Raw genomic sequence first — 23,535 nt, forward strand, 5'->3', positions numbered from 1 at the left:
CCATGTCCGGCCGCAGCGGCAGCATGCCGCCGCGTGTCTGCCCGGCCCCCGAGCGCCCGCCGGTCGAGAACTGAAGGATCATGCCCGGACAATGCTTTTCCAGACCCTCCTTCAGACGGGCGAATTTTTCCGGGTCAGAAGAGGGCGTCTCGTCATCGTTGCGCACATGCGCATGCACGATGGTGGCCCCGGCCTCGAAGGCCTCATGGGTCGATTCCACCTGTTCCGACACCGAAATCGGAACCGCCGGATTGTTCGCCTTCGTCGGCAAACTACCCGTAATCGCAACACAGATGATGCAGGGGTCAGACATCGAAGAAGACCGTTTCATTTTCGCCCTGAAGCTGGATGTCAAAGCGGTAGGTGGGCAGACCGCCCTTTTCACTGCGCTTGGCGATCAGCGTCGCACGACGATGGGTCCATTCGATCAGGTTCAAGACTGGATCGGCTTTGTTGGCCGTGTCTTCATCCCCGAAATACATCCGCGTGTTGAGGCCGATGTTGATGCCGCGCGCGACGATCCAGAAATTCAGATGCGGGGCCTGTGTGCCGACATTGCGGCCCCGCGTCGTTCCGGGCTTGACCGTTTCGAACGACCACTCGCCGGTGTCGAAATCGGAGATGACACGACCCCATCCGCGAAAGCCGTCTTCAACTGGGCCGCCGCCCTCGGGATGTGCGTAATGCCCTTCGGCGTTGGCCTGCCAGACTTCAAGCAGAACGTCCTTGATAGGTGCGCCCATGCCGTCAATGACACGGCCCTCGACACGAATACGCTGGCCCTTCGCGTTCGGACCCGTGATGTCATGACCAAGTTCCTGGCGATAGATGTCAAATCCTGCGGCCCCCGGTGCCAGACCGATGTGGACATAGGGGCCCGCAGTCTGGGAGGCGGATTCCTTCAGATAGGCAAGCTCTTGTGGCATCAGTTTCCCTCCAGGCGGTTTTCAAAGAGTGTCGAACGGCGTCCGCGCAACACGATGTCGAACTTGTAGGCAATGCTGTCGAGCGGGACCGTCGCGTTCAGATCGAGCTTTGCGATCAGTTGCTCGATGGCTTCCGCATCCGGGATGGTCTGGACGATTGGACAAATCGGGATTAGTGGATCGCCCTCGAAATAGCACTGGGTGATGAGCCGCTGTACGAAGCCTAAACCGAAGACCGACACGTGAATGTGGGCCGGACGCCAGTTATTGACCATGTTGCGCCACGGATAGGCGCCGGGTTTGACCGTGCGAAAGAAGAAATAGCCGTTCTCGTCGGTCAACGTGCGACCGCAGCCACCGAAATTCGGATCGATTGGCGCGAGATAGGTGTCTTTCTTGTGGCGATAGCGGCCGCCCGCATTGGCCTGCCATATCTCAACCAGCGTGTTGGGGACCGGACGGGCATTTTCGTCAAGAACCCGGCCGTGCAGAATGATCCGCTCGCCGATGGGGCTTTCGCCCGCTTTGGCGTAGTTTGTCAGCAGATCGTTGTCGCCTGCGTCGATGTCGTTGTGGCCAAATCGCGGGCCGGTGATCTCCGACACGGAATTTTGCAGTGAGATCATGGAATAGCGCGGGCTACGTGCCACGGAGGTCTTGTAGCCAGGTGTGAACGCCGGAGGCTGTATGCTCCGGTCGCGCTGGTAGAATTCTCCGGGTCGGGTCATCTGGTCTCCTCCATTTCGGCATAGGTCGCTTTGGCAAGCTTGATCGCGTGATTAGCCTTGGGGACGCCCGCATAGATCGCGACGTGCAGGAAGGCCTGGATGACGTCTTCTTCAGACGCGCCGGTGTTTGCGGTCGCACGGATATGCATCGGGATTTCTTCGAAATTGCCCGTTGCCGCCAAGAGGGCCAACGTCAGCATCGAGCGTTCCCGGAGCGAGATCGCATCATTCGACCAAACCCTTCCCCAGGCCGCTTCCGTAATCAAATTCTGGAACGGCGCATCGAAGGGTGTCTTGGAGGCTTCCGCCCGGTCGACATGGGCATCGCCAAGCACGGAGCGACGCTTCTGCATGCCTTGATCAAACAAATCTTCCAACGTGTCGTGCTCCTGTCCCGTCCCAATTGAACTCAGTTTAATCATGAGGATTGAGATGGAATATTGATAAAGCTGGCTAAACTGTTACCAATTTGGATATGAATCTTAGTGCCCATCTCAGACTGCGTCATCTGCGTTGCTTTCTCGAAGTCGCCCGCGCCGAAAGCGTGTCCGTGGCTGCGGATCGGCTCAACCTCACGCAACCGGCGGTATCGCGAAGCTTGAAGGAGTTGGAGGATATCCTCGGCGCGCAGCTTTTTGATCGAGTCGGGCGGGGGCTTCGGCTGAACGAGTCCGGCCGGATCTTCCAGAGCCATGCTGCTGCATCGATGACCGAACTCATGCGCGGACATGACAGGCTGGCGAAGGAAGGGAGCACAGCAGTCCGGCTGTCGGTGGGCGCCTTGCCGACCGCCTCCACCGATCTCTTGCCCCAGGCTGCCCTTCAATTTCGCAAGGAGTCACCAAATGTTCGTCTCCACATTCAAACCGGGCCGAACTGGCTCTTGTTCAACCAGTTGCGGGATGGGACGCTCGACCTTGTGGTCGGACGCATGCCAGAAAAGGACGCCTCCACCGGCGTGACGTTCCAGCAGCTTTATATCGAGGACGTCGTTCTGGTCTGCGGACCCGGTCACGCGATCCTTTCGGCGGATGAACCAGCGCGGAATATCAGGCATTTCCCGTTGATCCTGCCGCCCAAAGGTGCCGTGATTTCGGGAACGGTTGATCGCTACCTGTCCAGCATCGGGTTGCCTGAAATGCGAGGGGACATTGAAACCGTCGCCTTGCCGGTCGGCCGCAAGATTGTTCAGTCTTCGGACATGCTTTGGTTCATTTCCCGTGGGGTCGTCGCAGAGGAATTGAGATTGGGAACCTTGATTGCCGTAAATCTGGAATCGCCGCTTCTTTCCGGGCCGGTTGGTGTCAGTGTGTCGCGATCGGCACCGCTCAGCGTAGAACGAAGCAATCTCATCGAATGTTTGCGAGCCTGCGCTGGCGACATGATCTGACATTATCGTCGCGGCATTCCCTTGGGACGCATAAGCCGCTTTTGTGCAGCGATGCGAAATGGCGCGTTGGGTGCTCCGTAGCCCGCGTATCCGTCTATGCGCTGAACGATCTCAAAGAACATCCCACCGACAGAAGGTCGCGAGTAGAGCTGAAAGAAGGCGCCGTTTGCGTCTTCGTCATAAAGAATGTTCCGACGCTTTAGACGACCCAGCAGATCAGCGGGAAGATCGAACCGGGCGGTCAGATCGGCATAATAGTTCTCTGACATCGCCATTGGTTCGAAACCGCGGCCATCCAGCGCATCGGATGTCGCAAAGATATCGTCGGTCGCGAGGGCGATATGCTGGACGGAAGCGCCGAAACTGTCGGCAAGGAAATTGCCAGCCATGGTTCGGTGGGTCTCTGCACCGTTTAGTGTTATCCGGAAGGCGCCGTCCGGAGTCTCGAGGGCCTGGCTGCGCACCAACCCGTCCGGGTCAACCACATCGACCATCGGCGATTTGCCCATGTCAAACAGCGTTGTGTAGAAGAGGGACCAGCTGAGCATCTGATCATAGCTCATGGTCTGGGCCAGGTGATCAATCCGGGTAAGACCTGCGCCTTTCGACGACGTGCCATCGCCCTGAAACTCCACTGACCAGACCTCGTTCAGCCCGCTCGAGTCATCAAGGAAATGCAACACGCTCCCACTCAGGCCGCGAATGGCGGGGATATCGAGCTCTCCGGGACCGATGGGTTGTGAAAACGGTTGCGCACCCAAGGCGCTTGCACGCGCCATGGTCTCGGAGGCGCCGCTGACATCCAGTCCAATGTCGCACACGCTCGTGCCATGCATTGTGTAGGCGCTGCTGGCATAGCCTGTCGTTTCGCGGTTCACGACAATGCGGATATCGCCCTGGCTCCACAAGGTCAGTTGCTTGGCAATATGCTGACCCGACCGCGAGAACCCCAAAGACTCAAGCATTTCTTCAAGCGCGATGGCCTCATCGCCTCTGGTCGCGAATTCGACGAAGGACACGCCTTTGACCTTGGCGCGTTGCGGCATCGGCGCAATCGAAGGGACCAAGCCGGGTTCCGCACCGACCACGTCGTCCATAAGCGCAATCAAAGAGCGGTGCCCGTCTTGTGCGATCGTCCTGGGGCTGCCGCCGCGGAACTGGTCGTTGAAAATTTCGAGCGAGATTGGCCCCGAATATCCCGTCGCCATGACAGCGCGGGTGAAGCTGATCACATCCAAGTCACCTTCGCCGGGCATGTTGCGGAAGTGCCGCGACCAATAAAGCAGGTCCATGTCGATGGCTGGCGCGTCAGCAAGCTGCACGAAAAAGATCTTGTCGCCGGGAATACGGCGAATGGTTTCAGGATCGATCTTGCGCGCGAGCGTGTGAAAGCTATCGAGGATGATCCCGACGTTGGCATGATCCGCGCGGCGCACGATTTCCCATGCATCACGATGGTCGTTGACGTGCCGACCCCAGGCCAAAGCCTCGTAGCCAACGCGCAGGCCGCGCTTTGCGGCGCGTTCACCAAGCTCGTGGAAATCGGCAGCCGCCCGGTCAATGCCGCCAAGCGCTTCGGGATGGCAAGAGGAACAGACCAGAACAAGGTCGGTGCCCAGTTCCTGCATAAGGTCGAATTTCCGCTCAGCCCGGTCGAATGCTTTTCCGCGTAGCGGTTCGGGAAGCCCTTCAAAGTCGCGGAATGGCTGGAACAACATGACCTCGAGCCCCATGGACCGGATCAAATCCCCCACTTCGCGTGGGTCACCGTCATGCGCAATGAAATCCTGCTCGAAGATCTCGATACCGTTAAACCCGGCCGCTGCGATGGCCTCGAGTTTTTCGGTGAAGTTGCCTGAAATCGAGACGGTAGCGATGGAGGTTTTCATTTTGGCTCCTCAGAGATGGCCCGCCGCAACGCGGCATGGTCGAGCGCAACGCCGGTGAAGATGTCCCAGGCGTCGACGCCTTGCCCGAAAAACAGCTCGTAGCCCGAGACGACCTGTAATCCGGCCGACGCTGCATCAGTCAGAAATGTGGTTTCGACGGGCGTATAGACCGCATCGAAGGCCCAAGTGGCCCCAGCCATGGCAGGGCCGGGCAGGGGCGTGCCGCCGATCCCCACCATGCCAAGCGGCGTACAGTTCACGATGCCTTGCGCGCCCTCGGCTGACGCCTGCGCGTCCGTTGAAACCTCGATCCGGGTTGCGCCAGCCACTTGGCGCAGGCCCTCGGTCAGCCCTTCGGCCTTGGATCGGTCCAGATCCACGCATCGGATTTCGTCCGCCCCCAGATCTAGCAGGCCATAGGCAACCGCCTTGCCCACACCGCCCGTGCCGATCAGACAAACGATCCCGGGCGGCTGATCGCCCATCACCCCTCGGTAGGCGCGCTTGAACCCGGTGTAGTCGGTGTTGAATCCCTTCGGTCCCTCGGTGCCGAACACCACCGTATTTACGGCGCCGATCGCGGCAACGCCCGGATCCGATATCGTCACCATCTTCGCGGCGACCTCTTTATAGGGGTAGGTGACGTTTATCCCTCGAAAGCCGGACTGCTGTGCCCGGGCAAAGGTTTCCTCAAAGGTCATCCCCAGGTCTTTGGGAATGAGGCGGTCATACGTCACATCCAATCCGGTCAAGGCGCCGGCTTGTCGATGCAGGCGCGGGGACTTTGACCTAGTGATATTGTCGCCGATCAGACCAAGTTTGATCGTCTTTTCCAGAGTATCGCTCATGATACGGCCTTTCCAAACAGACGCGACTTCGCGCGCGTCCAGATCGGTGTCTGGCTGACGAAGATCAGGATCACGGCGATGAACAGGGTCAAGGAGAGCGGGCTGGTCACGACGCCTTCGAAGAAGCGCCCTAGGTCTTCGCGTTCCGAGATGATCGCCCGACGCCAATTGTCATCGAGAAGCCGCGACAGGATCACCCCGAGGATCACAGGGCCCAAAGGATAGCCGTAGTGGCGCATGAAATATCCAAACACGCCAAACCCCAGCATCCAGTAGACATCGGTGATCGAGTTGTTGACGGCATAGGCCCCCACAATGGAAAGCAGGAAGATCAACGGAATGATGATTGCACGCGGCATTTCGACGATCTTGGTGAAGATCCTTATGCCCGTCAGGCCAAAGATCAGCATGAAGACGTTGGCCATCAACAGCGCGCCAACAATGAACCAGAACATGTCGGGCTGATCGATCATCAGCATCGGGCCGGGATTGAGACCGTGGATAAACAGCGCGCCAATCATGATGGCCGTGACCGCATCGCCGGGAATCCCCAGCGTCATCATCGGGATGAATGCGCCGCCGACTGCCGCATTGTTGGCGGTTTCGGGCGCAACAAGCCCTTCCATGGCGCCTTCTCCGAAGGGCCGGCTTGGCGTCTTTGTCACGCGCTTGGCGTGGTCGTAGGCCATCAGTGCCGCGATGTCGCCACCCGTGCCGGGCAAGGCGCCGATCACAACGCCGATGGAGGATGTCTGCAAGGACAGCGGCAGGTATTTGCGGATGGTCCCGAATGACGGAACGATCTTCGAGATCTTCTGCCGCACGGCAGCCTTGTCAACATTGTGCAGCTGCTGGAGCGCTTCGGAAATCCCAAACATCCCGATCATCACCGCGATGAAGGAAATTCCGCCCTCCAGGATTTTGAAATCGAAGGTAAAGCGTTCGGCAAAGGTCAGAGGATCGCGGCCAACGGCCCCGATGGCGATGCCAAGGGCCCCCGCGAAGATTCCCTTGACCAGGCTGCCGGTCGACAAGGACCCGACCAGCAAGATGCCCAGCACTGCCAACAGCATATAGTCGCGGGGTTGGAAGGTCAGGGCGAAGTCAGATACCAGAGGTGCAGCGAGTGCCAGCACGAGGATACCAATCAGACCACCAAAGAAGGACATGACCGTGGTGACCCCGATGGCTTGTCCTGCTTCGCCGCGCTGCGCCATTGGATAGCCGTCCATTGCGGTCGCGATGGCAGAGGGCGCGCCGGGAATGTTCAGCAAGATCGCAGTGCGCGAACCGCCGTAGACCCCGCCCATGTAGATTCCGACCATCAACGAGATCGCGGGATAGACCTCCCAGGAGAAGGTAAAAGAGATCAGGATCGAAACGGCCATGGTGACGGACAGGCCAGGGATCGCGCCAATATAGATACCTGCGAAGGTACCAATGCCCACAAGGATCAAGAGTTGGGGCTGGGTAAAGATCGTGAGGATGGCGAAAATGGCATCCATGGGTCAGGCCCCCCCATTGGCAAGGTTGCGCAGAAGCTGGAGGAACTCGGCTTCGGGCACGATCCCCGCGGGCAGAAGCACGGTGAAAACGACTCTGAAGACGATCCAGATAATCACCAGCGATCCGACCGATACGCCAAGGGAGTAGGGCCAGGTCTTGCGGGTCAGGAGCTTGATCGAGAGGGTCAGGAACAACAGTGCGGTGGGCAAGAAACCCAGCGGCTTCAAGAGTATGCCAAATCCGATCAAGAGGCCGATGAAGGCGATGACAAGTACCGGCAAGATATCCTTCCGGAACGTCTCGGAACGCACGCGCGGCAGTGGGGCAGTTCGCAACACGATGATCACGGCCGAGATCGCCATGACGAAGGTCGTTGCCATCGGGATGGCACCTGGTGCCGAAAGCGCCTGAAACCCGGAAATGTTGTAAGCATCATAAAGCAGGTAGAGGCTGGCGAGGGTTAGGAAGATCGCGAAGCCAAGTTCGCCTGGGCGCCGCTGGTTGACATAGCCGCCTGGCGCAGCATCCGACGTGCCATCGTGGTGGTCCGCGTCGCCTCTGAATTCTGGGTCCATGATCTTTCCTCCGTCGGATTTGTCGGGTGCTCCTCCCGGAACGCAAAGCGCCGCCCAAGCACCAAGGGCTGGGCGGCGCCCAGATGGCCGATCCCGATCAGATTGATGGGGCTCGACCGTTCGCCTGCTCGAACGTCTTACTGGCCGGGGCGTGCGATGCCGAACTCTTCCGGCGACGCTTGGGTCAGGCCGGCGTCTTGCAGAAGCCAAGCGGTACCTTGCTGCCACTTCGTGAGGAAGTCGCGCGCTTCGTCACCGCTGATGGCCATCATGGTGAAACCACGGTTGTCCATCAACTCGACAAAGTCGGGATGCTGCGCGCCTGTCGCATAGGCTTCGCTCAGCTTGGCAACGACATCGTCCGGGGTTCCGTTGGGAGCGAAGACGCCGAAGAACGGGCCCCACGGCAGATAGGTGTTGTAGCCTTCGTTGAACGAGGTGACCGCAGGAACTTCGGGAAGCTTTGCGTTCGGCGCGACGTCGAACACGGCGAGCGGCTTCATGGTGCCAGCACGGATACCTTCGATCGAAGCACCCAGAACGGCGGGCATCACGTCGATTGCGCCGCCCTGCAGGGCGGTCAGGGCCGGGCCGTCGCCGTCATAGGGAACTGCGATAACGTCCAACTCGCCTTCGACCGTATTCATCATCGCGGTGACGACCGACGGCAGACCGCCCGGGCCGGTGGCGCCAAACCGAACCTCGCCGGGGTTTTCTCTGATGTATTGCATCATGCCGGCGTAGTCATCAAACGGGGCATCGTTGTTCGCCACCAGGATCGGTGTGCCGCGCGCCAGAATGTTGATCGGGATGAAGTCGTTGTAGTCCTGATCGCCAAGACCCATGATCTTGTAGAGCAGCGGGTTTTCGGCACCCATCAGCAAGGTGTATCCATCGGCGTCCGAGTCTGCGACATAGTTCAGCGCGATGGCACCCACGGCACCGGTCATGTTCTGCATGACCACTGTCCCGCCAAGGGCTTCTTCGGCATGCGGTGTCACGGAACGCATGACGGTGTCGGTCGAGCCACCGGCGCCCCATTGAATGATCCCCTGGATTTCCTTGGTCGGAAATTCCTGCGCGATCGCGGCGGTCGCGGTAAGTCCAAGCGCGACAACCGCGCCAATCAGTTTGCGAGACATTTCTGCCCTCCCTTGAATGTTCGTGCCCGACGATTCGCTCCTCGCACCGTCGACTACGCCGCTTAAATTGTACGAGATGGTTAATTTGTCAACGAAAATGTACGAAACGGTTAAATTCATGCTATGCACAGTCAAGAATCAAGACGCGCGAAGGTGCAGGTATGGCAAAAGACACCGAAGAAGAGACGACCGGGCGCAAGGCGAGCTGGAAGCAAGACCCCGAAGCTGTGCGGGCGGACATCCTGCGGGTGGCGACGGATGAGTTTGCAGCCAAGGGCCTTTCGGGCGCGCGCATCGACGACATTGCCCGCATGACAAAAGCCTCCAAGCGCATGATCTACTACTACTTCACTGACAAGGAAGGGCTCTATCAGGCTGTTTTGGAGCGGGTCTACTCGACCCTGCGCGAAGACGAAGACCGGCTGAAAGTCGAGGACCTAAGCCCGGTCGACGGGCTGGCCCTTCTGGTGCGGGCAACCTTTGAGGCGCATGCCGCAACACCGATGTTCATCCGGCTCGTTATGATCGAGAACATCCACAATGCAGAATATCTTCGTCGCTCGGAAATCGTGCCCCGGCTCAACCGTTCCATCATCCAGAAACTTGAAGATGTCTGCGCACGAGGAAAAGCCGAAGGCGTGTTCCGCGAAACCGCCGACCCTCTGGAGTTGCATTGGCTGATTTCATCCCCAAGCTTCTACAACGTATCGAACCGCGCAACATTTTCGACGTCGTTTGGAACGGAACTATTTGGACCCGAAGGGCAAAAACGTCTCGCCCAACGCGTCGTCGACATGATCCTCGGACTGGTGGTGATAGGCTATGAACCAGGCCAGGTTCGGGTGGAATAGTTGAGCGTGCTGGCAATCCTGTCGATCACGCTCCCGATCTATCTCATCATCGCGACCGGATATGTCGCGGTGCGCTTGCACTATATCGATGACATCTCGATCAGCGGTCTCAGTCGGTTCACCGTTCGGGTCAGCCTACCGGCACTCATCTTCGGGGCTATTGTCTTTTCCGGATCGAACGCCGCGATCAATTGGGGAATTGCGGGCGGCTATCTTTTTGCGTCGATGGTCTTGATGACCGCCGGTTACCTTTTCATGCACTTGGCTTTTGGCGAAGGGAAAGGCGCCTCTTGGATCCATGGACTAGGAATGGCTCAGGCCAACAGCGGTTTCATCGGCTATGCCATCGCCTCGATGGTGTTTCCTGACACCGCGCTGGCGGTACTTGCGTGGTTGATGATCATCGAAAACACGGTCGTGATCCCGTTTGCCATTGTCGCGGCCGATCTTGTTGGCAACCGTGGCAGCGGTCTGTCTGACGCCATTGCCAAAGCTTGGCGCAGCTTTTCCCGCAATCCGCTGGTCATAGCTGTCACGCTGGCTTTGGTCGTTCGCTTTGTCGGCATTTCCATTCCGCAGAAGGTAGAGACAACGATCCGGATGTTCGCCTCGGCTGCGCCGGTCGTAGCCCTGTTCGTCGTCGGCGGAATGATTGCCCAGTATAGTATCAGCCCCTATTGGCGCCGCACGGCGACGATCACGTTTGGCAAGCTGATCGTGCACCCGCTGCTGGTCTACGTGGTCCTGGGGTCCACGATTGGATGGTCTGATCCCTATGTCCTGACGGCTGTCCTTTTTGCCTCGGTCTCGATGCTAACCATCTACCCGATCCTTGGGGCGCAATACGGTGCAGAGCAGGTAAGTGCGACAGCACTCGTCACTGCGACCTGCGTGTCGTTCTTTACCGTCAGCGCTTTGATCTGGGCAATTCAAACGGGTTTGATGTGATGCGGCCGCACGTGAAAACCGAGTGGCAGTCGGACCTTGGTCCGGACTGAAGAGGGGGTCTGCAGGGGTAAGTGACACTCCGCGAGTTCCGCGGTCCGGACTTCAGGCGCTGAACAGATGTCGCATCCGCAGCGATTGGCAAGGGTGGAGACCGATCGGCGCGGGGGGCTACTGTGTGGGTATCTGCACGGCCCTTGGCGTTGAGGCGGACAGCAACCCGGCGCTGAGGGCTTGGGCGAGGACGCAGACCCCGAGGACTGCGGAATATCCAGCCGCATCGGCCAGGATCGCGGCCAGAAACGGGGCCGCGCCGAAGGCCATGAAGGCCGGTCCCATGACGGCGCCTTGCGACTTGCCAAAGCCCGCGTGCCCCAGGACATCCCGTATCACCAGAGGCCGCATGATGCTGGAAATGCCGTAACAGGCGCCGTGAAGCAGCGCGAAGCCGAAGACGAAGGCGGGCCCGACGGCAGATCCAAGCAGCAGCATCGGTGCGACGGCGAGCCCGAGAAGGCAGGTGATTGCCAGAGAATGGGCGCTCCGCTCGCGACCAAGGACGGCAATCCCGAGACGCCCGGCAACTTGCGATACGCCGACCAGCGCAGCCGCCAGAAACGCCGTGCGGCTGTCCAGACCCAGCCACGCCATGAGCGGCAAGAGATGTGACAGGATCATTCCCAAAGCCAGCGCTGACAGGGTCATTGCCGACGTCAGGAACCAATATCCCTGCGCGGACGAGTGGCCGGAGGCCCGGTCCCGAGGTGCTTCGGGGCCGCGTACCCGATCCCGTTCAAGACGCCGTGCGGCAAACCTCATCAGGGGCAGGTTAATGCAAAGAACGGACGCCGCCAGCAGCCACAGGATGCCGCGCCAGCCCAAGGTGTCGCCAAGTTGTGCGGTCAGCGTGAATGCAGCGCTGGAGGCCAATCCGGTGACGAGGGTGATGGCCGCGATGCTGTCCCGGGCCGCCGTGTCGCGGCTGCGCACCAAAAGGCCGAATACCGTGTCGTAGAGCGTCAGCCCCATCGCACAGCCAAGACCGGCCCAGATCAGATGGAATTGCCAGATCGCCGATGTAGAGGTGAGCAGGACCAGACCGGTGGCGCAGATCACGGCGCCCGTCATCATGACCATCGGACCCTTGCCCAAGTCGATCAGCCGACCCGCCAATCGGGAGGTCAGCCCCTGAATGGCGAGGGCGATCGAGAATGCGCCCATGATCTGCCCCAAGCTCCAGCCGAACTCCTCCGCCCATTCCATGACCATCGCTGGGAAGAGGTAGTAGAGCGCCGTGGATACCACCAGTTGGGACACCATGATGGCAAGGACAACAGGATCTGACAGGGCCGCGCGCACTCACACACCTTCCCGCAGCGCAGTGACCTGCCGGTTTGCGACGGTCGCTCCATCCGGCTTGGACCGCAGGTGGATCAGAGAGATTTCGCTGGTGCGTCCAAGTCTCAGCGGCACCCCACCATAGCCCAGGCCGCCGCTGATGATCAGGTTGCGCTCTATGTGTTGTTTGTGCCCGTAGTCCAGCCTCGTCCCATAGCGCGACGGAAGCGTGGCGAGAATACCCAAGGCGCCGATCTGCCCGCCATGGGTATGCCCGCTGATCTGAAGGGCGGCCGGGCTGGCATGTTCAATAAACACGTCCGGTTCATGGGCCAGCAGGATGGTCGAGGCGCCTTTCGGTATGCTGGCGAATGCCTTTTTGGGGTCATGGCGCGGTTTGGGCCGGAACGTTGATCCGTGGCCGATGGCGCTGTCCAGCCCGACCACATAGCCGCCGTTTGGCATTTGCGCCGCAGCGTTCTTCAGGACGCGGAGGCCCGCCTCGGCAAGGGCGGCTTCGACGCTGGACTGGGCGTATCCGTTCTGCTGCGCCTCTGGGCAATCGGCCCAGTCGTGGTTTCCAAGTGATGCATAGACGCCTTGGGGGGCCTGCAGACCGGACAATACCTGTGCAATCCGGTCGGCCGCGATTGGTTTCTTGCCGACAAGGTGGCCGACCAGAAAGTCTCCGGGCAGGACGATGATATCGGGGTGTGTGGCATTTGCCTGTGTCACGATGCGTTCGATCCGGTCAAGCGGCATCCAGCGGTCGCAGGCGTGCAGATCGGCAAGGACCGCGATCCGCATTCGTGGCAAGGACCAAAGGGCCGATGAGACATCGTAGCGAACTATGCGAGCCGGTCCGGGCATCAGGGTCACACGGGCGCGGTGTTCGGATGTGTCTGCTGGTCCGGCGCAGGGTGCGAGCGGACTGCAAGATGGCCAAGGACATATCCGAATTTGCGGTCTTGCAGCAGATCAGCCGCGGAATGTCGGCCCAGCTGGTAGTTGTGCCGCTCTGACCGGTCGATCAGGCCCATTGCGCGGATGGCATCAATGATGAACGACACGCAGAAGTACCTGTTGCAGTTCTCTGGCTTCAACGGCCCAAGCGGAGGTGTTGCCGGTTCGCCGCCCCGGACCCTATGGATCAGGCGGCGGCTGTAGTAGGTATAGGGAAAGGCAATGTCGAAGCCCGCGCCGCGCGCAACCGCGCTTTGGGCAAAGTGCCTCAGTTGGTCGACCTGCTCCGGTGACGGTGGCGAGGCCTGCCGCAGGACACACAACGCCTTTTCGCGCCGGATCGGGCGGGTGACGCTGCAAATGCGGACCCCCTTCAGGCGCGCTTCGGCGATGTCGCCGTCGCCCAAATAGATCGACGCATGGGTGTAGGGGCTTGCCGTGCACCATGCGATCCCCCGGTCATACCACTTTGCGTTCCCGGGGTGGTGCAGCAGGATGTCGCTTGGCCTGAGGTGGTCGGCGGTCAGATGCGGTTTCCCGGTCATGACGCTGGGCCGTTTGGAAATGTGAAATGGGTCATGATCGAATTCGTCACCATGGTGCGCTAATCAATGGGTGTCGGCGTCGTCCCGGCGGCGAGGGGCGACTTGGCCAAGATGCTGTTCAGAAGCCCGCAAAGACTGGCATGACACGGGGGGCAGACGAATAGGGTGAACTACCCATTTTCCACGGGGCGACAGTTGGGCTGCCTTTATCCCGGCTGGCGAAACACGGGAAAATGGCGTTAGCTTGCCCCAATGAGAGCCGCACCAAGATACACCGCACTTGTGGCAGACGATCACCCGCTGGTTCGCAGCGGTCTGGTTGGTCTGCTTCAGGCGCAGGGCAACATTTCCGTCGTCGGCGAAGCAGCAGATGGGGTCGAGGCGGTGTCGCTGGCCAAGAGCCTGAAGCCAGACCTGATGACGTTGGATATCGCCATGCCCTTCGCACAGGGGATCGCGGTTTTTACCGAAGTCAAACGATGGTCGCCCGATACCCGCGTTGCGGTGTTTTCCGGGGTCACCTCCTCGGCGCTTTTGCAAGAGCTTTGCCAGTCCGGGGCCGAGGGTGTCTTTACCAAGCGCGGGGATATGGCAGAGTTTGCCGAGGCTATTCCAATGCTTTTGCGGGGGCAAAAGATTGTGTCGTCCGATGCGGTCCGGCTGATCGAGGCGGCGCAATCACCGAATGCTTTGACCTCGCGCGAAAGACAGATCATGAGCCTGATCGCCAATGGCCAGACCACGCGGTCGATTGCGGAAACGCTGGGCGTCAGTCCCAAGACCATCGAGAACCACCGCACAAACATCATGACCAAGATTGGCGTCAATTCGATGGCCGGGCTGCTGGCCTATGCTTTGCGGGAAGGGCTGCTGGACGGGCAAAGCCAGCTTTGAAGATCTGTCGCCTAGCGGTCGGATGGGGACGGTCTGGGAAGACGGACTCTGAAGTGTGCGCCCGCACCCGGTTGGCTGGCTAGGTCGAACCCCAGCCCATGTTCCCGGCACAGGGTTCGGACGATACTCAGGCCCAGTCCCTTGCCCGGGTAATCGCCGTTGCGGGCATGGGGCGCTTGTAGTGCTTCGATCTCATGCTCGGCAAACCCCTTTCCGGTGTCATAGACGTCAAGGCAGATTACGTTGTCCCGTCTGCGGCAGCCGATCAGGACCGTGCCGGTTTGTGTGTTCCTGATCGCATTCGCGGCCAGATTGGCAAGCACGCGAGTGACCGCAAAGACATTCGTCTCCACCACGGCAGAACAATCGACGACCCGGAATTTCAGCCCCTTTCTCGTGGCCTCTTCCGAAAACATGATCGCGACATTGCGAAGGACCACGTTCATCTCAAAGGGTTCGACCATGTCGGTAGTGGCCGCGTCCGCGTGGCCGGTGTTGGGCTGGTGCGCACTGCCGACCGCGGCCAGTTGCCGACTGACAATTGATTCAAGATAGTCGATCGCCTTGTGAAAATCCTGTTCCCGGCCATCAAGGGTTGCGCTGGACGACAGGGCAAGTCGCAGCGAAGACAGCGGTTGTTGAATATCATGCGCCGCGTGGGACATCGACTGCGCCAGCCGCAGATTGGTCTTAGCCGTTTCAACCTGTTCGATCAGGGCCTGCTCTTTCAGATGCCGCAGGTTCCGGACCTGTAGGTAGAGCGTGAGGGACAGGAACATCGCCTCGAGCGCGATGGAGTAGAGCAGCACCAGCGACGCCTCGCGACTGCTGATCATCGCCGAAAACTCGTAGCTGAGCACCTTGACCATGAAAGACAGCGAGAAGATCACCGCGCCAAAGAAGAAGGGCCAGCGACCCGGATAGCCGCGTCGCAAGGCGACGATGCCGTTGACGGTAATCAGCGGGATGCTGAGCGCGAGGCTGATGATCACCACCTCTGGCGGGACAATTTCGAATTCAAGCGTGCCTACAACGCTGAGGATGCAGGACAGCCCCGCAAACAGGTTCAGGTGGCCCAGAAACTTTCCGGTCCCGCCGACATCGGCAAAGAACTGGCGTTGAAAAAGAAGCGCAAAGGTCGGACCGGCCGCGGCGGCATAGGGCAGAATTGTATCATGGTCGCCCCACTGCAGGATCTGCGGAAACAGCGCAAAAAGGTAGTGTTCGGAAACCAGCACGACGATCAGCCCCGACAGCACCGCACCGGCGTAATAGATCGCCACGGACCGCCGCAGGGTCGCCATCAGCGCGACCGTGGTCGTCACCAGACCAAGAGCGATACCCACAACCGCCGCGAGGAGCAGATCCTGAGCGCGCCGTTTCGCGGCATACCCGTCTACGGTTTCAATCGTCATGGGTGCGCCGCCGTTCAGGCTTTCGTAGGCGATATAGAGATAGCCGGCGCTTCTTGGCGGCATGACGAATTCGGTGTGCAAAAGGACGTCATCATCGGTCCATTGGTCCGTCGCAAAATTGAATTCAAAGACCGGAGGGGAGGGGGCCGAACCGTCATCAAGGACCAGATGCGCCTTGAAGTAATAGCCCGGTGACCGGTTTGAGGCGAGCACCCATCGCGTCGGTTCGTCGCTGATGCTTCGGATCGGAACGCGGACGTAATTGGCGACGCCGGACAGGCCGGACCCGATATGCCGCGTTTCGACCGGTTCGAATGCGCCGGAGGCCGCTTTTTCCAGCATATCCTCGATCGGGTAATAGGGCGTTTCCATGCCACCCTCAGAGAGGTCATGAAGCTCGACCTGCGTCGCCTCGGCAAATCGCGCGACGGCAAATGGCGCAGCCTCGGGGTCCAGCACCAGCTCTGCCCGGCAAGGCGCGGCAAGCAAGACCGCGCAAACGAAGACCGACAATGATCGCAAAAGGCCTGCCCGAAAGAGTCGCGATACCATGCTGTGCCGTACTCCTGACGCTATGAACTCTGAAACAGAGCACGCGGAGGACGCAGGCGACAATAAGGGAAAGCACCCATTCCCGGGATTATCTACCCATAAGCAGCCGTCAAACCCCACCGATTCCGACTGGGGTTGGCGTCCCCGGGCCGATCTTCGGCCTATGGAACTGCGGAACATCTTAGGACGCGGCGCGGCCCATGTCGTCTCGCTCCAGCCATCAGTGACAAATTTTCGGCCCCCCGCGAAACCCCGGACTTTTGACGCGGGAAAGATACGTGGCAGGTTCCGAGATCGTTTCGGAAAGGGCGCGTCGAACAAGGCATGGCAGTATTTCCGGCATTATGCAGGATCGTGGCGATATCGGCCGTTTCTGGTCAGGAGTTGCGGTCCAATCACTCGGACGGTCAGGCGCCACTGATCTCCCTTTTCGCCTCTCGCACAGAGAAGAGGGGCAGTCTGGGCCTGTCGCGCTCGATCCGATGCGGCAAAGCATGACGCAATTTCAGGGCTTCACGTCGTGTCAAACCTTGCAGGAACATGGGGCCAAAGAACAAAGACTCGGCCACGCAACCCTCGGCCAGAAGAAGTTCATGCGTGTCGAGCGCGATGTGATACCAGACCACCTGCCTCTTGCCCCGCATCACTCGGATCCCCTTCATTTCGGTTAGGCTTGCGGCCGGCACCAACACCAAGTCCCGGAAAATCCCCTCTCCCTGTCCGAAACCACCCATCGCGATGCGATGTTGAAACGAAACGATCAAGTCACTCTTCGGCCGGTTTTCTCCAAGCGCATTGGCCGAAATAAGAACGGGACTCGGGGCGTCCGGTTGGTCGAGATAAGAGACAGAGCAAAATTGTACCCAGCGGACGATGTGCGTTTCTCCGTCTGCTGTTATGACCTCATCCCCAACCGCGAGCGTTTCTATCCGCCGCTCCCCCGACGGGGTAAGAATGTGGGTTCCCGCTGCAAAGCATGGAATTGTCCCGGCGTTTGGCACCGTTTCAATCGCATATGTGGCGCCGTCATCCGTGCTCTGCACCGACTCGCCGCTGGCGGCGGTAACGCCAGCCCATACGGGCGTTTCGCCAATCAAAGGACCGTTACTTGCGGTCGCTGGCGGGTCGTAGAGGGCAAGAAATTGAACAGTGTTCCCGTTTTCATCAATCAGGCCGATCGAGATGTTCGCACTCAACGATGGAAATCCCGAGGTGGAGTGGTCGAACACGTAGACGTCGTGCCCAAACATTGTCGCATCTGCGGTTCCGAAGGACATCGATAACAGGTAGCCACCGCTGCTATTGTAGATCGCGACTGTCCAGCCGGAGACATCGGTTCCTTCCGGAACGGCGACCTCGAAGAAGTCCGTTACCACGGGGCCGGTATAATAGACCTCTGAGATGTATGCCGCAGCCATAGCCAGTCCCGGCGCCTTGTTTTTCACTTCCGTGAAACATCCGGGAAATCGGTAAATATACTAAAAACAAAGGGCGGGCTTCTTGCGTCACTTTGCTCCGACGCGCCGAATGATTTCATACGGTTCGGCTAGGGATGTGGTGCGATCGGCCTTTGGAAAAAGTCGAAGGCTTGCGCGTCGTTGGAATTACTTGCTTGGGTCGCCCGTCGCCCATGCCACGCCATCGCCGCGGTCCATGGTTGCCAATTGCGCCATGTCCGCGTCGTCGATGGCAAAGGTAAACAGGTCGAGGTTCTGGCGCATTCGGTCCGGGTTCAGGCTTTTGGGCAAGACGGCAAAGCCGCTCTGCACACCCCAGCGCAGCAACAGTTGCGCCTCACTCACCCCGTATTTCGCGGCCATCTCGGCAAAGATGCCGCCGTCCGCGCGCATCTCATCGGTCTTGCCGCTGTCCTGGCCGGGTGCGCTGCGCCAGGTGGAAAGCGGGACAAGGCTGCTGTAGGCGATAGGTCTGATATCGTTTGCCGCCATGTAGGCCCGCAGGTCGGGTTTTTGCGACCACGGGTGAAGCTCGATCTGGTTGGCGTCCGGCAGGGGCAGGCCCGCCGCGCGGATTTCTTCCAGATGGCCGATATTGAAGTTGCTCACCCCGACGGATCGCGCCTTGCCTGCCTCTTTCAGACGCAACAGCGCGCGCCATTGGTCGATCCGCCGGTCGCCGCCATAGGGGGCATGGATCAGGTAAAGATCGACATAGTCCAGCCCAAGCCGGGCAAGGCTCGCCTCGCATTCGGAGATCGTCTGTTCGGCGTCTTTGGGGGCGTCGCCCCAGGCCGGATTTCCGGGCCAAAGCTTGGTCGTCACGAATATGTCGCCCCGCGTCAGCCCGTCGGCGGCAAGGGCGCGGCGGATGCCTTCGCCGACGCCACCCTCGTTGCGATAGCCCGAGGCAGTGTCGATATGGCGGTATCCGGCAGCAATGGCGGCGGCGACGGCGCTTGGGGCGTCCTCGTCAGAGATCAGATAGGTGCCGAACCCGACCGCGGGAATTTCGGTGTCTGCGTTGAGCGGGAAGGTGGGATGCGCCGATGCCATTTTTGATCTCCTTGCTTGGGGCAGGTTGACGAGACCCTAGGCTGGCAGGTCCGTACATTCCTGCCATTTCCTCCAACTTTCCTGCCAATTTCTCCAATCGCCCGGATTTTCTGATGAAGATCGCACTGGGGCAGGGTATGCAGGTTGAAGGGGAGGTGTCGATGACACTGGACGAGCTGGAAAAACTGGCAAAGCGATACTGGCTTGAAAAGGCAGAAGGTGGCGTGGACCCCTTGCCCAATCTCAATGTCCTGCGGCGGGAGAAAGTCAGCGCATTTGAGGCGGTAGTCTATAATCCAGTCGTCTGCCTGATCCTGCGCGGAAGCAAAGAGGTCCGGATCGGCGCCCAATCCGTCACGCTGCGACGGGGCGACGCGCTTTTGGTCAGTCACGATCTTCCCGTAACCTCGAAAATCACCGAAGCCAGTGCAGAGGCGCCCTATCTGGCGCTGATCCTGTCACTCGATCTTGGAACTGTGCGCAGCCTATATGAACAGGTTGGCGACGCGGTCGCTGACGCGCCCGGGGCGCGCTCGCTCGCTGCCAGTTCCGCCGCGAATGCATGGACGGATCCGCTCCGACAGTATCTTGCCATGATGGAGCAACCGCTAGAGGCGCAGGTGCTGGGCCCGGCAGTTCTACGGGAAATCCATTTCCGCCTGCTGCTGTCGCCCATTGGCGGGATGCTGCGGAACCTTTTGTCGGTCGACAGCCACGCCAGCCGCATTGCCAAGGCGATTGCGCGGATCCGGAAAGATTTCCGAGCACCGGTTTCGGTGACAGACCTTGCCCGGCTTGCGGGCATGAGCCAATCCTCGTTCCACGAGCACTTCAAATCCGTCACCGGGACGACACCGCTGCAATATCTCAAGGATCTGCGCCTGATCGAAGCACGGTCCTTGCTGCGGGACGGACGGCGATCCGTGTCAGAGACGAGTTTCGAAGTGGGCTATGAAAGCCCGACCCATTTCAGCCGTGATTATTCGCGCAAGTTCGGCTGTCCGCCGCGCCAGCACCTCGCCCAGATGGCGTGAACGGCCCAACCCCACGACGCCCGGAGGCATCATAATGACCGCAGAGTTCATGTTCATCAGCTTCACGATCTTCCTTGCCGGAATGGTCGCCGTGCCTTTGGCCTCTCGCTTTGGATTGGGGTCCGTGCTGGGCTATCTGATCGCCGGGATCGCCATTGGCCCCGTGCTGCATTGGGCCGGGGTCGACGTGGTTGCCCTGCAACATTTCACCGAGTTCGGCGTGGTGATGATGCTGTTCCTGATCGGGCTGGAGATGCAGCCAAAGGTCCTTTGGGCGATGCGGGCGCGGATCTTCGTAATGGGCGGCATGCAGGTGGGGCTGACGGCGCTGGCGGTCATGGCGGTGGCGATGCTGTTGGGGCAGCCATGGACGATTGCGCTGGCCATCGGGTTGATCTTCGCCCTGTCGTCCACTGCGATCGTAACCCAGACACTGAATGAAAAGGGGCTGATGCGCAGCGACGGCGGGCAGGCGAGCTTTTCGGTTTTGCTGTTTCAGGACATCGCGGTGATCCCGATGCTGGCGCTGATCCCGCTTTTGGCGCTGCCCGAACTGATGGAGGCTCTTCATCACGGGGACGACCACGGCGGCGGCCATGGCGAGGCTGGCCTGAGCCTGAACCTTATTGAGGGTCTGCCGGGCTGGCAAACCGCGCTGGTGACGCTTGCGGCTATCGGGCTGGTGATCGTTGCCGGGCGCTATCTGACCGGGCCGATCTTTCGCTATGTCGCCCGGGCCCGCCTGCGCGAATTGTTCGTCAGCACCGCCCTGATGATGGTTCTGGCCATCGCGCTTCTGATGACGATGGTGGGTTTGTCGCCCGCGCTCGGCACCTTCCTTGCGGGAGTGGTCATGGCCAACAGCGAATACCGGCATGAATTGGAAAGCGACATCGCGCCTTTCAAGGGTATATTTCTGGGCGTGTTCTTCATCACCGTGGGCGCCAGCATAGATTTTGGTCTGCTTGGCGAAAACCTTGGTTTGGTGGTCGGAATGACGCTTGGCCTGATCGTCCTGAAAGCCGTGGTCATGCTGGGGCTGGGCCGGGTCTTTCGACTGGCCGGAGGGGACAAGTGGCTGTTTGCGCTCGGCTTGGCGCAAGCGGGGGAATTCGGGTTTGTGCTGGTGTCCTTCACCGTGGCCAATGCGGTGGTCCCGCCCGCGGTCGCCGATCTGCTGTTGCTCGTGGTGGCACTGTCGATGCTGCTGACCCCCGCGCTGTTCATCCTCTATGATAGGGGGATCGCGCCGCGCTATTCGCGCCAGCAGGTGCGCGATGCCGATGAAATCGCGTCGAATGCCAAGATCATCATTGCCGGGCACGGGCGCTTTGGCGGGATTGTCAACCGCGCACTTCAGGCCGCCGATTACGCGACGACGGTGGTCGACTACAGTAACGAACAGCTGGCCATGCTGCGCCGTTTCGGGCTGAGCGCCTATTTCGGCGATGCAACGCGCCCGGACCTTCTGCACGCCGCCGGGATCGAAGAGGCCGATGTCTTTGTGATCGCCATCGACAACAAGGAGGCGGCGACGGAACTCGCCCGCTACATGCACGAGCATCACCCCAAGGTGCATGTCGTGGCCCGCGCCATCGACCGCTGGCACGTCTATGACCTTTGGGCGGCGGGGTGCCGCGACATCATCCGGGAAACCTACGACAGCTCGATCCGCGCGGCGCGATCCGTGTTCGAAGCCATCGGCCACCCGCGCGAGGATGCAGAGAAGTTGATCGGGATCTTCGAGGAATTCGACCGCCGGACCATGGTGGAAACCGCCCAGGCCTTTATTCAAAGCGATGATCCGCACAGCGAGAACAGCGCCTATTCACGGTTGATCCGCGAAAACCTGGGAAGCTGGGAAGCGGAGTTGAAGGAGACGATGAAGCAGGCGCGCTCAAAGTCCTGAACGTCCGGCACGCCGGAAACAGCTCTGACTCTCCCATCGCACGTCCGGCGTTCGAAAGGATTCTCGCCGTCCCTCGGCCGAGTTGACGCCCCCTTCCCGCCGTGATGGAAACGGCGGGACCGGGGTATCGCCTTGCTCAGACTGTTTTCACCGGCACATTGCGCCGGCCCGGTCAGAGCGTGACCCAGCTCCGTTCGGCATGCGAGGTCTGGACCGCTTCAACAGTCCGCTGCACCTCATAGGCTTCGCGGAAGTCGGGGCCCGGGTTCTCGCCGCCCATATGGGCCGAGAGAAGCTGCGCCACCTCGATCACCTTCAGGTCGTTGAACCCCAGGTGATGGCCCGGCGCCGGGCAGAAGTTGCCATAGGGCGGATGGGCCGGCCCGGCCTCGATCCTTGTATAGCCGCTGCGCCCGGGCTGGCCGGAATGGAGCAGCAATTCGTTCATGTTTTCCTGACTGAACGACAGCGCGCCCTTGGTGCCGGTAATCTCCCACGACAGGTCCATCGTGCGTCCGGTCGCGGCCCAGTTCGCCTCGATGCTGCCGGAGACGCCCCGGTCAAACCGCAGCAGGGCGTGCGTCATGTCATCGACGTCGACCGGTGCGCGGTCACTGCTACCCGGCCTGATCGGGCGTGTCGGGTGGATCGTTGTGCAATCGCCCTGCACCTCGGCAATCGGGCCCAGAAGGTAGCGCGCCATCGAAATGATATGGCTGCCGATGTCGGCCAGCGCCCCGCCGCCCGCAGGATCGGTGCGGAACGAGTGCGGCGCGTCGGGGTCGGCCATGTAATTCTCGGCATGGCGCCCGCGAAAGCCTGTGACCTCGCCAATTTCGCCGCTTTCGATGATGTCCCGCGCAAGGCGGATCATCGGATTGCGCTGGAAGTTGAAGCCAACCATGGTGACGACGCCTGCCGCCTCGGCGGCTTGGGTCATTTCAAGGGCAATCGCCGCCGTGGTGGACAGCGGTTTCTCGCAATAGACCGTCTTGCCCGCCTTGATCGCGGCATGGGCGATCGGCGCATGCAGGACGTTTGGGGCAGTGATGGCCACGATATCCACGGCCGGGTCCGACACGAGATCGGACCAGTCGCCGGTCGCCCGGTCAAAGCCGAGTTGCCCTGCCGCCCGGTCGGCGATGTCCTGCGTCGCATCCGCCAGAACCCGCAGGGCCGGCGTGCCGGGCAAATCAAACAGGCCAGAGACCGACCGAAAGGCGTTTGCATGACAACGCCCCATGAAACCCGACCCAACCAGGCCGATACCGATATCAGTTTTGGACATTCCGCATCCTCGCGAGAGACAGTTATTTCCGGCCATGATCCTGAATCACTGACAGGCGCGCGACCCGTGAGATGTCCAAATCTGACATTTCGCCAATTCAGCCGACCTCTGCTTTTCGACAAGCTTTCCTGAAAAGGGAGGCGACCGTGACGAATCGGGAATACGACTACATCGTGATCGGGGCTGGCTCTGCGGGTTGTGCTGTTGCGGGGCGGCTTGGTGAGGCTGGGTTCAGCGTGTTGTTGCTGGAGGCCGGGGGCAAGGACCGCAATCCGTTCATCCAC

General features: G+C 60.3%; 23 protein-coding genes. 7 read left to right on the forward strand and 16 right to left on the reverse strand.

Going from position 1 to position 23,535, the window contains the following annotated elements:
• The 4 genes from EU803_RS18085 to pcaC all read right to left on the reverse strand — a co-directional run.
• The coding region (locus tag EU803_RS18085; RefSeq protein ID WP_165352899.1) for a 3-keto-5-aminohexanoate cleavage protein at positions 1-313 on the reverse strand (313 nt) is incomplete at its 3' end.
• The gene (gene pcaG / locus EU803_RS18090) at positions 306-926 is read right to left on the reverse strand and encodes a protocatechuate 3,4-dioxygenase subunit alpha (protein ID WP_129685498.1); all 621 of its coding nucleotides are present in this window, start codon (positions 924-926) and stop codon (positions 306-308) included. The genes EU803_RS18085 and pcaG, both read right to left, overlap by 8 nt.
• On the reverse strand, positions 926-1,654 hold the full coding sequence (pcaH, locus tag EU803_RS18095; protein WP_129685500.1) for a protocatechuate 3,4-dioxygenase subunit beta: 729 nt from the start codon (positions 1,652-1,654) through the stop codon (positions 926-928). Before pcaH ends, pcaG begins: the two co-directional genes overlap by 1 nt.
• Positions 1,651-2,076: a 4-carboxymuconolactone decarboxylase gene (pcaC, locus tag EU803_RS18100; protein WP_129685502.1), complete on the reverse strand. Its 426-nt coding sequence runs from the start codon at positions 2,074-2,076 to the stop codon at positions 1,651-1,653. The genes pcaH and pcaC overlap by 4 nt, the downstream gene beginning before the upstream one ends.
• A gap of 53 nt (positions 2,077-2,129) precedes the next feature.
• Here pcaC and EU803_RS18105 point away from each other — a divergent pair, with 53 nt between their 5' ends.
• Positions 2,130-3,044, forward strand: a complete 915-nt coding sequence (locus EU803_RS18105) for a LysR substrate-binding domain-containing protein (RefSeq protein WP_129685504.1) — start codon at positions 2,130-2,132, stop codon at positions 3,042-3,044.
• Between the two features lie 2 nt (positions 3,045-3,046).
• On the opposite strand, the gene EU803_RS18110 is transcribed toward EU803_RS18105, so the two are convergent.
• From EU803_RS18110 to EU803_RS18130, 5 genes are all read right to left on the reverse strand, one after another.
• Positions 3,047-4,933, reverse strand: a complete 1,887-nt coding sequence (locus tag EU803_RS18110; protein WP_129685506.1) for a sugar phosphate isomerase/epimerase and 4-hydroxyphenylpyruvate domain-containing protein — start codon at positions 4,931-4,933, stop codon at positions 3,047-3,049.
• Positions 4,930-5,781: a shikimate dehydrogenase gene (locus EU803_RS18115; RefSeq protein ID WP_129685508.1), complete on the reverse strand. Its 852-nt coding sequence runs from the start codon at positions 5,779-5,781 to the stop codon at positions 4,930-4,932. Before EU803_RS18115 ends, EU803_RS18110 begins: the two co-directional genes overlap by 4 nt.
• Positions 5,778-7,286: a tripartite tricarboxylate transporter permease gene (locus EU803_RS18120; RefSeq protein WP_129685510.1), complete on the reverse strand. Its 1,509-nt coding sequence runs from the start codon at positions 7,284-7,286 to the stop codon at positions 5,778-5,780. Before EU803_RS18120 ends, EU803_RS18115 begins: the two co-directional genes overlap by 4 nt.
• Positions 7,287-7,289: 3 nt before the next feature.
• The gene (locus EU803_RS18125; RefSeq protein ID WP_129685512.1) at positions 7,290-7,862 is read right to left on the reverse strand and encodes a tripartite tricarboxylate transporter TctB family protein; all 573 of its coding nucleotides are present in this window, start codon (positions 7,860-7,862) and stop codon (positions 7,290-7,292) included.
• A gap of 137 nt (positions 7,863-7,999) precedes the next feature.
• Positions 8,000-9,124, reverse strand: a complete 1,125-nt coding sequence (locus tag EU803_RS18130) for a tripartite tricarboxylate transporter substrate binding protein (RefSeq protein ID WP_242494409.1) — start codon at positions 9,122-9,124, stop codon at positions 8,000-8,002.
• Between the two features lie 41 nt (positions 9,125-9,165).
• Between EU803_RS18130 and EU803_RS18135 the strand changes: the two genes are divergently transcribed.
• Both EU803_RS18135 and EU803_RS18140 read left to right on the forward strand, forming a co-directional pair.
• A complete protein-coding gene (locus tag EU803_RS18135) occupies positions 9,166-9,855 on the forward strand; it encodes a TetR family transcriptional regulator (protein ID WP_129685514.1) in 690 nt (229 codons plus the stop codon).
• Positions 9,856-9,861: 6 nt separating this feature from the next.
• A complete protein-coding gene (locus tag EU803_RS18140; protein WP_165352900.1) occupies positions 9,862-10,803 on the forward strand; it encodes an AEC family transporter in 942 nt (313 codons plus the stop codon).
• Positions 10,804-10,971: 168 nt separating this feature from the next.
• Here EU803_RS18140 and EU803_RS18145 read toward each other — a convergent pair whose 3' ends face one another.
• The 3 genes from EU803_RS18145 to EU803_RS18155 all read right to left on the reverse strand — a co-directional run bounded on the left by EU803_RS18145 (position 10,972) and on the right by EU803_RS18155 (position 13,646).
• Positions 10,972-12,159, reverse strand: a complete 1,188-nt coding sequence (locus tag EU803_RS18145; protein ID WP_165352901.1) for an MFS transporter — start codon at positions 12,157-12,159, stop codon at positions 10,972-10,974.
• A complete protein-coding gene (locus EU803_RS18150; protein WP_165352902.1) occupies positions 12,160-12,945 on the reverse strand; it encodes a metallophosphoesterase in 786 nt (261 codons plus the stop codon).
• Between the two features lie 68 nt (positions 12,946-13,013).
• A complete protein-coding gene (locus EU803_RS18155; protein ID WP_129685522.1) occupies positions 13,014-13,646 on the reverse strand; it encodes a hypothetical protein in 633 nt (210 codons plus the stop codon).
• Positions 13,647-13,898: 252 nt separating this feature from the next.
• Here EU803_RS18155 and EU803_RS18160 point away from each other — a divergent pair, with 252 nt between their 5' ends.
• Positions 13,899-14,540, forward strand: coding sequence for a response regulator transcription factor (locus tag EU803_RS18160; RefSeq protein WP_129685524.1), 642 nt, complete (start codon positions 13,899-13,901; stop codon positions 14,538-14,540).
• A gap of 11 nt (positions 14,541-14,551) precedes the next feature.
• Here the strand turns inward: EU803_RS18160 and EU803_RS18165 are convergent, their stop codons facing one another.
• The 3 genes from EU803_RS18165 to EU803_RS18175 all read right to left on the reverse strand — a co-directional run bounded on the left by EU803_RS18165 (position 14,552) and on the right by EU803_RS18175 (position 19,020).
• Entirely contained in the window at positions 14,552-16,468 is a 1,917-nt protein-coding gene (locus EU803_RS18165; RefSeq protein WP_165352903.1) for a sensor histidine kinase, read from the reverse strand.
• A 446-nt stretch (positions 16,469-16,914) separates the two neighbouring features.
• Positions 16,915-17,925: a Hint domain-containing protein gene (locus tag EU803_RS18170; protein WP_129685528.1), complete on the reverse strand. Its 1,011-nt coding sequence runs from the start codon at positions 17,923-17,925 to the stop codon at positions 16,915-16,917.
• Positions 17,926-18,111: 186 nt separating this feature from the next.
• Positions 18,112-19,020, reverse strand: coding sequence for an aldo/keto reductase (locus EU803_RS18175; protein WP_129685530.1), 909 nt, complete (start codon positions 19,018-19,020; stop codon positions 18,112-18,114).
• 113 nt (positions 19,021-19,133) lie between these two features.
• Between EU803_RS18175 and EU803_RS18180 the strand changes: the two genes are divergently transcribed.
• Positions 19,134-20,054: an AraC family transcriptional regulator gene (locus EU803_RS18180; RefSeq protein ID WP_242494410.1), complete on the forward strand. Its 921-nt coding sequence runs from the start codon at positions 19,134-19,136 to the stop codon at positions 20,052-20,054.
• Positions 20,055-20,088: 34 nt separating this feature from the next.
• On the forward strand, positions 20,089-21,963 hold the full coding sequence (locus EU803_RS18185) for a cation:proton antiporter (protein ID WP_129685532.1): 1,875 nt from the start codon (positions 20,089-20,091) through the stop codon (positions 21,961-21,963).
• Positions 21,964-22,135: 172 nt separating this feature from the next.
• Here EU803_RS18185 and EU803_RS18190 read toward each other — a convergent pair whose 3' ends face one another.
• A complete protein-coding gene (locus EU803_RS18190; protein ID WP_129685534.1) occupies positions 22,136-23,251 on the reverse strand; it encodes a Gfo/Idh/MocA family oxidoreductase in 1,116 nt (371 codons plus the stop codon).
• A gap of 146 nt (positions 23,252-23,397) precedes the next feature.
• Between EU803_RS18190 and EU803_RS18195 the strand changes: the two genes are divergently transcribed.
• The coding region (locus EU803_RS18195; protein ID WP_129685536.1) for a lycopene cyclase family protein at positions 23,398-23,535 on the forward strand (138 nt) is incomplete at its 3' end.

It is taken from the genome of Loktanella sp. IMCC34160, from assembly GCF_004145845.1.
Lineage (GTDB): Bacteria > Pseudomonadota > Alphaproteobacteria > Rhodobacterales > Rhodobacteraceae > SELP01.